8 protein-coding genes are annotated in these 8,221 nt (G+C 47.2%); 6 read left to right on the forward strand and 2 right to left on the reverse strand.

Translation table 11 applies throughout. The features are described 5' to 3' along the window. The 4 genes from C7K08_RS16475 to C7K08_RS11680 all read left to right on the forward strand — a co-directional run. The coding region (locus C7K08_RS16475; RefSeq protein WP_241537235.1) for an ABC transporter substrate-binding protein at window positions 1–571 on the forward strand (571 nt) is incomplete at its 5' end. Between the two features lie 63 nt (window positions 572–634). Continuing rightward, on the forward strand, window positions 635–1,477 hold the full coding sequence (gene ntrB / locus C7K08_RS11670) for a nitrate ABC transporter permease (RefSeq protein WP_106500775.1): 843 nt from the start codon (window positions 635–637) through the stop codon (window positions 1,475–1,477). 66 nt (window positions 1,478–1,543) lie between these two features. Next, complete coding sequence (locus tag C7K08_RS11675; RefSeq protein ID WP_106500776.1) at window positions 1,544–3,475, forward strand: nitrate ABC transporter ATP-binding protein; 1,932 nt, start codon at window positions 1,544–1,546, stop codon at window positions 3,473–3,475. A 4-nt stretch (window positions 3,476–3,479) separates the two neighbouring features. Continuing rightward, the gene (locus tag C7K08_RS11680) at window positions 3,480–4,319 is read left to right on the forward strand and encodes an ABC transporter ATP-binding protein (RefSeq protein WP_106500777.1); all 840 of its coding nucleotides are present in this window, start codon (window positions 3,480–3,482) and stop codon (window positions 4,317–4,319) included. Here the strand turns inward: C7K08_RS11680 and C7K08_RS11685 are convergent. Then, entirely contained in the window at window positions 4,305–6,425 is a 2,121-nt protein-coding gene (locus tag C7K08_RS11685) for a molybdopterin oxidoreductase family protein (protein WP_241537236.1), read from the reverse strand. The genes C7K08_RS11680 and C7K08_RS11685 overlap by 15 nt on opposite strands. Continuing rightward, the gene (cynS, locus tag C7K08_RS11690; RefSeq protein ID WP_106500779.1) at window positions 6,422–6,880 is read right to left on the reverse strand and encodes a cyanase; all 459 of its coding nucleotides are present in this window, start codon (window positions 6,878–6,880) and stop codon (window positions 6,422–6,424) included. Before cynS ends, C7K08_RS11685 begins: the two co-directional genes overlap by 4 nt. Before the next feature lie 30 nt (window positions 6,881–6,910). Here cynS and C7K08_RS11695 point away from each other — a divergent pair, with 30 nt between their 5' ends. Then, window positions 6,911–7,528: a molybdenum cofactor guanylyltransferase gene (locus C7K08_RS11695; protein ID WP_161955904.1), complete on the forward strand. Its 618-nt coding sequence runs from the start codon at window positions 6,911–6,913 to the stop codon at window positions 7,526–7,528. A gap of 95 nt (window positions 7,529–7,623) precedes the next feature. Beyond that, a partial coding sequence (locus C7K08_RS11700) for a radical SAM protein (protein WP_117434648.1) occupies window positions 7,624–8,221 on the forward strand: 598 nt, incomplete at its 3' end.

Consider the following 8,221-nt stretch of genomic DNA (forward strand, 5'->3'; position numbering starts at 1 on the left):
CTACACAATTACGCAAACAGGTGAGATTTGGAAAGAGCATCCAGAAAAAGCATTCACAATGAGAGCTGATTGGGTAAAGAAAAATCCAAACGCAAGCTTACGCTTGTTAATGGCTGTGCAACAAGCACAAAAATGGGCAGATAATCCAGCAAACGCAAAAGAATTAGCTGAGATTCTTTCGGAAGATAAGTATGTGAAAGCTAGCGTTGATGATTTACTGCCACGCCTGCAAGGAACCGTTGATTATGGTGATGGTCGCAAAGTAACAAATAGCCCATTCAAAATGTATTTCTGGAATAATAACGCCTCCTTTCCCTACAAAAGCCATGACGCCTGGTTTATTACCGAAAATATTCGCTGGGGGTATCTACCAAAAAATACAAATACCAATGCCCTTGTAAAACAAGTAAACCGTGCCGATCTATGGCGGGCTGCTGCAAAAGCAAATGGTTATGGCACAGGCCCAGCTAGTGATTCAAGGGGAGTGGAAGTGTTCTTTGATGGCGTAAAATTCAACCCAGCCAATCCACAAGCCTATTTAAATAGCTTAAAAATAAAGGCGCTTAAATAAGAGTTAATTGATAAAATATCAAGCCAAATAACAAAATAATTAAAAACCATCAGAGCACTACCAATGGTCTCCGCCTCAATCAAAGCAAAGAAGCCTAGATCTTCACAACTAAAATGGCTTAACAGCCCAATCATCAAACAGATCAAAGCTCCAGTGTTATGTATCGGCGGAGTTCTATTGATATGGCAACTTTCATGCAGCCTGAGTAATAGCGATTTTCCAGGGCCAATCCAAGTAATAACACAAACTTGGAATCCCTATATAGTGAATCCTTTTTATGATGATGGCGGCACAGCAAAAGGCTTGGGTTGGCAAATATTAATATCGCTCCAAAGGGTGGCTTTAGGGTATAGCCTAGCGGCAATATTAGGTATTGCAGCCGGTTTAGCACTGGGTTTGAATAGTTTTATTAGGCGAGGCTTTGATCCGATTATTCAGGTGCTCCGCACGGTACCACCCTTGGCATGGCTACCGATTTCACTGCTGTTATTTCAACAGGCTGATGCAGCGGCAATATTTGTTATCTTTATTACGGCAATATGGCCAATTGTTATCAACACTGCAATGGGAATTAGAGAAATACCCCAAGATTATCGCAATGTTGCAAGGGTTTTACGGCTTAGGAAACGCAGCTTTTTGTGGGATATAGTTATACCTGCCACTGCACCATATGTATTTACTGGATTGCGCATATCAATCGGTCTTGCCTGGCTTGCAATTGTTGCAGCAGAAATGCTTAAAGCCGATGGCGGCATTGGTTTCTTTATATGGGATGCATATAACGCTGGTGGGGATTCAAGCACAAGTCAGATTATATTAGCAATCCTATATGTAGGAGTGGTGGGCTTAATCCTTGATCGAGGTGTTGCCTGGGTAGGCGAACGGGTAGGTGGTCCCCAAAGATAAATCAATGAGTTCTCCATTAATAAAGAACAAGCTTTTTAAAATTCCGAATCATTTGGAGGTATAGCAATGGCAAGTTTTCTACAACTTGATTCGGTTGAACAGCAGTTCACCAGGAGCGATGGCACAAGTTTCCAAGCATTAAGCACAATCAACCTAACGGTTGAAAAGGGGGAATTTATTTCGCTTGTAGGCCATTCTGGCTGTGGCAAATCAACACTATTAAATATACTTGCAGGCCTAAACAAGCCGAGCAAAGGTGGAGTAATTCTTGAAGGTCGTGAGGTAATTGAACCCGGCCCCGATCGAATGGTAGTTTTTCAGAACTATTCACTCTTGCCTTGGCGAAGTGTGCGGGCGAATGTAGCTTTAGCCCTTAGGGAAGTTAAAAGGAACCTGAGCCCTCAGCAAAGGCATGAACGTACGGAAGCTGCCCTTGCAATGGTTAACTTGGAATCGGTTGCTGATCGTATGCCAGGGGTGCTGTCTGGGGGCATGCGCCAAAGGGTTGCCATCGCAAGGGCCCTTGCATTAGAGCCAAAGTTACTTTTGCTTGATGAACCTTTTGGCGCCTTGGATGCCCTCACCCGCGGCCATCTGCAAGAGCAGTTAATGCAGCTCTGCCAAAACGCAAATATCACCACCGTAATGGTTACCCATTCCGTAGATGAAGCCTTGTTATTAAGTGATCGAGTTGTATTACTAACCAATGGTCCCAAAGCCCATGTGGGACGAATTGTTGCCGTGCCATTTGAGCGCCCCCGCTGCCGCAAAGGAGTTCTAAAAGATCCTAATTACTACTTGCTTCGTAATCAACTACTCGAATTCCTTCAAGACCAGCGCAAAATTTCTAAACGCAAAATCAGCCAACAAGCAAGCCCAACACCAATCAAGCTTGGCTATTTGCCGGGCTTGGATGCAGCAACAATGCTGGTAGCAAGAGAGCAGAAGCTCTTTGAAAAGCAGGGCCTTGAGGTAGAGCTATTGCGCTGTCAAAGTTGGGGCGAAATTGACGACATGTTGCGTTTAGAACGGCTTGATGGAGCCGCTTTAAGCGCTGCCCAACCACTCTCTATGGCCGCTGGCGCCGGGGCAGTATCAAGTACGCCACTGCCTATGGTTGTTACGCAAACCCTTAGCCGCAATGGCAATGCCCTTGTGATAGCTGAGCGATTATCAATTGATAGCAGCGATGCTCTATTGGAGTTATTGCATAAAGGAACTGAACTGCGAGTGGGGGTTCCGGATCGATTGTCAATGGCCGAATTGCTATTTCGCCATTGGCTAGCGCGCCATGGCATTGATCCAGAACAAATCTGCTGGCAAAGGCGCTCTCCATTAAATCTGCTTACCGCCATGGAAGGAGGCTTAATTGATGCATTTGCGGCCGGCAAATTAAGGGCTTGTATTGCCAAATATCGAAAAACAGGATTGGTTGTGCTCACCGATGCAGAAATTTGGCCAAACCATGCGGAAAAAGTACTCGCTTTGCGGGAAGCCTGGGTAGATCACAACCACAACAGGGCAGTGGCCCTAAGTGCGGCGCTGCTTGAAGCAGCTGCCTACTGCGACACATCAGAAAACCGCAATCAAATTTTGGAAAYACTTAGTGCACCTGAAGCATTTGGAGTTCACTTACTCGAGCCCATGCAAGCAGGTTTATTAAGTGATGAATTGGCTCCCAGCCTCAACCAAGCCACTTCACTATTGCGCTTCAATCGTTTCTTTCTAGGCCAGGCCTGCTACCCAGATCCGGCCGAGGGGCTATGGGTACTAACCCAACTAGCCCGCTGGGATATGGCCAATTTCCCAAGCCATAGGCAAGAATTGCTTGATCGGGTGTATGCGAGAAAAATATTTTTAGAAGCATGCGAAAAAGTTTCCATTCACGACCAAGAACCCACCCAAAGAACCTATGAACTCAGCGATGGCGAAATTTTCTCAATCGATAATCCCGAACAATATTGCGCCTCCCTTCCCTTCTCAGCGATCAGAGCCTAAATCAATGAACACATCAATTCAAGGCAACACTGCATCAATCACTTCAACAAAAAGCCAAGGCAGACTAGTTGAGTTCCGCAATTTAGCAAAAACTTTTAGTTCGGAGAATGGCAACATTGAAGTTCTGAAAAACGTAAACCTTACAGTGCAAGCAGGGGAGTTTATCTGTGTGATTGGTCATTCAGGCTGCGGCAAGAGCACCCTATTAAACACATTATCTGGCTTTGAAAAACCAAGTTCTGGCGAGGTTTTGGTAGGGGGAGAAGCGGTGGAGAGTCCGGGGCCAGACCGCATGGTGGTGTTTCAAAACTATGCCCTACTGCCTTGGAAAACAGCACTAAATAATGTTGCTCTGGGGCTTTATGCCACCAGGGAAACCGAACAGAAAAAGGAATTGCTTAAAGAAGCACAAGAAATGCTTGAAACAGTGGGGCTTGGTGAAGCTTTTAATCGCCACCCGGGGGAATTAAGTGGTGGCATGCGCCAAAGGGTAGCCATCGCCCGGGCGATGGCAATAAAGCCACCGGTTTTGATAATGGATGAGCCCTTTGGTGCCCTTGATCCAATAACAAAAGAGGAATTACAAGAGGAATTACTTRCCCTGTGGCGGCARCAACGCTGTACGGTTTTGATGATTACCCATGATATTGATGAAGCTTTATTTCTTGCAGATCGAGTTGTGATGCTAACCAACGGCCCCGCCGCAACCATCGGTGAAATACTTGAAATCCCTTTTAGCCGCCCCCGGGATCGCGAATTATTACTACATGATGATCGCTATGGCGAACTACGAAATAGGGCCCTAGATTTTTTATATGAAGGCGTAAATTTATTTAAGAGCTAATATTTTTACAGCCGCAGCCTTTAGTTCGGGTTGTTTTGAGTGGGGGCATGCCAATTCATGCATAAGCCGATTTGCCTCACAGGGGTTCGGTTGAGCAGCACCCCAGTGCAATGGCAAGAACACAGTGCCTGGCCGAATCCTTGCCGTTATCTGCACCTTCACAGTTATCTGCCCCCGTCGCGATGATACTTGAACCCAACTACCATCAACCACCCCAGCTTGCTCTGCATCCTTAGGATTCAACTCGAGTAAAGCCTCCGGATGTTGTTGCATCAAACGGGGCACCAAACCAGTGCGAGTTAATGTATGCCAATGGCCAAGATATCTACCAACTGTGAGAATCAATGGGTAACTATTGCAAGGCGGTTCCCCTAGGCCAAAGGGTGTATCCCACAACAARCGTGCCTTTCCTGTAGCCGTTGCAAATTTCCCATCGGCATAAAGTCTTTCCAAGCCACCACCTGGTGCTGTTCCCAGGGGAAACGGCCACTGCTGCGGACCAAATTCTGCCAATAGGCCGTGAGTTATCCCAGATAAATCACACAATCTACCAGCGGTAATTGCCGCAAATTCGTCAAATACTTCACTGCTGTTGGCATAACTAAAAGCAGCTGTAAATCCCAAACGTTTGCCTAACTCAGCAAAGATAAGCCAATCAGCCATTGCCTGCCCCGGAGGCTGCCTAAATGCTTGGCATAGGGTGAGCCTTCGCTCCGAATTAGTCATTACCCCCTCCTTTTCACTCCATTGGGCAGCGGGCAGGATGAGATGGGCGAACTCAGCTGTTTCCGTACCCCCATAGGCTTCACTTAACACCACAAAGTCGCAGTTCCTAAGCGCCGCTCGCACGCGATCTAAAGAGGGCAAACTAACTAATGGATTGGTGGCTGCCACCCACCAAAGCCCCAATTCACCACGCTCCATTGCCTCAACCTGTTGCCACACATGGCGGCCAGGCTGAGCTGATATCGCCCCTGAAGTTAATCCCCAGTGCCTTTCCAAACTGGCGCGATCTTGCTCATTTGAAACTGCGCGATAACCGGGCAATAAATGACTCAGGCCTCCCGCTTCCCTACCTCCCATTGCATTCGGTTGACCGGTAAGCGAGAAAGGCCCTGCCCCCAAACGGCCGATTTGGCCAGTTAGCAAATGCAAATTCACGATTGCACTAACCGTTGCGCTGCCATCAACACTTTGATTCACCCCCATCGACCAAGCACTTAAAACAGCAGCACTTSTGCCCCATAATTCAGCCAACTTACCTAAATCTGCCTCACAAATTCCGCAAAGATCAGCAACCCGTTTGGGGGTCCAATGTGGCAAATGTTTGCTAAATTCGCTGTAACCCTCCGTTGCTAATTCAATAAAACCTTTATCAAGCCAATCCTTTTGCACTAATATGTGGGCTATCCCATGCAATAGGGCTAGATCACTACCGGGTTTAATCGCTAAATGTAGATCAGCAGCAATTGCAGTGGCGGTGCAACGGGGATCCACAACAACGATCTTTAAACCATCTGGATCACGGCGCTTACGCTTCAACAAGCGTTGCCATAACACCGGATGACAATCAGCAGTATTAGTGCCAATCAATAACACTAAATTAGCGTGATCTAAGTCGTTATAACAACATGGAGGGCCGTCGGAACCTAGGCTGCGGCTGTAACCTGCCACGGCTGAACTCATGCATAGCCGAGAATTTGCATCAAAGTGATTGCAGCCTAAATAACCTTTAAATAGTTTCTGGGCTAGGTAATAGTCTTCGGTTAAAAATTGACCCGAGCCATAAACCGCCAAACCATCGGCACCCCATTTTTCCAGCACCACTTTGATGCGTTGCACAAGCAATTCAAATGCCTGCTCCCAGCTGATCGCCTGCAAAGGCTGATCCAACTGCGCTCGCCATAGGGGCTGAGTAAGCCGATTTTGATCAAGGGTTGCCGCAACAGTGGCACCTTTTATGCATACTTGCCCCAGTGATGAGGGGTGGCTGCGGTCGCCGCGGACAGACCATTGAGGAGATATTGAACCAACTTTTGGCGCCAATAGTTCTAGGCCACAACCAACGCCGCAATAGGGGCATTGGGCTTGAGCTTTGCTAATCACCACTTACGATAGGGCAAGAATTTACCATTCATAGTTACCACTACCCGATCACCATTGGAATCTTCTAAACGATTTACAGTGAGGCTAAAATCAATAGCAGACATAATCCCATCCCCAAACTTTTCTTGAATTACATCTTTCAATGGCATGCCATAAACTTGCATAATTTCGTAGAAACGATAGAGCAACGGGTCGGTGGGAATTACCGGATCTAGTCCACCCTTAACAGGAAAAGCCATAAGTTCGCAACTCATTTCAATTGAATTATCGTTTTTATCTAAACCCAAAGCTTCAAGTAATGCTTTTGCCTCCTGCTCAGATGCAGTTGCCTGGCCATAGATCAAGCTTGCTACCCACACCTCATCAACACCTAACATTTCGCCTAAATCAGCAAAACTTAAGCCAAGATTGCGTTTAGCCGCCAGCAAAGTAACCGTGAGCTGGGTTTGGGCCATGGCACASCAGAGATGAATCGAATTAACCCTATGAATTCGGAAGAGCTATCCCGGCAGCCGTTGCTACAAAATCCACCCCTGCGTTGCTGCCTACTGAGCGGAGGCAGCAGCCGTCGCATGGGGCAAGACAAGGCCCTATTGGCTCACCCTGAGGGAGGCACTTGGTTGGAGCGCAGCCTGAAACTGCTCGCTCAATTGCAGGCGCCAATCACATTGTTCAGTTGTCATCAAGCCCACCTGGAAATGGGCTCAACTATGGAGCTGGTAACTGCAATTCCAGAAGATCCCCCCTGGGAGGGCCCCCTGTTAGCTCTACATCGGTTGATGCAGATCCACCCGGAGCAAACGCTGCTGCTGTGCCCCGTAGACATGCCTTACCTAACCTTCGGGGCGATCAACAGCTTGCTAGAGGAAGCTAAGCCAAAGCCAAATTCACTTGTTTTGGCCCATGATGGTCAACAACTGCAACCCCTCCTTGGCGTTTATCCGAGCAACGCTGCCATTAGCAAGAACCTAAACCAAACCATAAATACTGGTGAACGCAGCCTTATGGCCTGGCTAAAACAATTATCTAAACTAGTTGTGCTGCTCGATGCAAAGGCAATTCGCAATATCAACTATTCATCAGAAAATCACAACCTATTATGAATCCTGGCAATTACACCAAATCATGAGTGGCGTTGCACAATCGCTACCGCTAATTTTCGGCCTGGAGCACAGGTTAAGGCCAAGGATTTGACCCTATGACCCAATTAGACCAACATTGCAGACCGATTGGAGTTTTACGACTATCCCTTACGGCCCTTTGCAACCTTGCTTGTCCCTACTGCCTTCCAGATAGCAAAGAGCCATTGGGTTTAATCAATCTTGAGCAGCGCTTAAAAATAGTGAAAGCTGCCGTTGAACTTGGTGTTCACAGCTTGCGGCTAACGGGCGGTGAGCCACTGTTAAATCCAGACCTTGAGGAACTGATAACCGCAATCAATCCACTACGAAATCAAGGCTTGAGCGACATAGCGCTAACTAGCAACGGATTCCTACTAAATGGCGAGCGGGCCCATCGCCTGCGCAAGGCAGGATTAAATCGGATCAGCCTTAGCCTTGATGGAACCACAGCAGATTCAGTGGCTCGCATGGCTGGGATTAAACATGGCGAATTACATCTGGCCCAGGTGTTGGCAGCCATTGGCCATGCCCGTTCAGCAGGCTTTGATCCAGCCAAAGGTGACCTAAAACTAAATGCTGTAATTGAAAAGGGAAAAAATGACAACCAATTGCTACCCCTGGCAGAATTAGCAAGAAACGAAGGTATTGAACTACGTCTTATTGAATACATGGATG

The organism is Synechococcus lacustris str. Tous (assembly GCF_003011125.1).
Taxonomy (GTDB): Bacteria; Cyanobacteriota; Cyanobacteriia; order PCC-6307; family Cyanobiaceae; genus Synechococcus_D; species Synechococcus_D lacustris.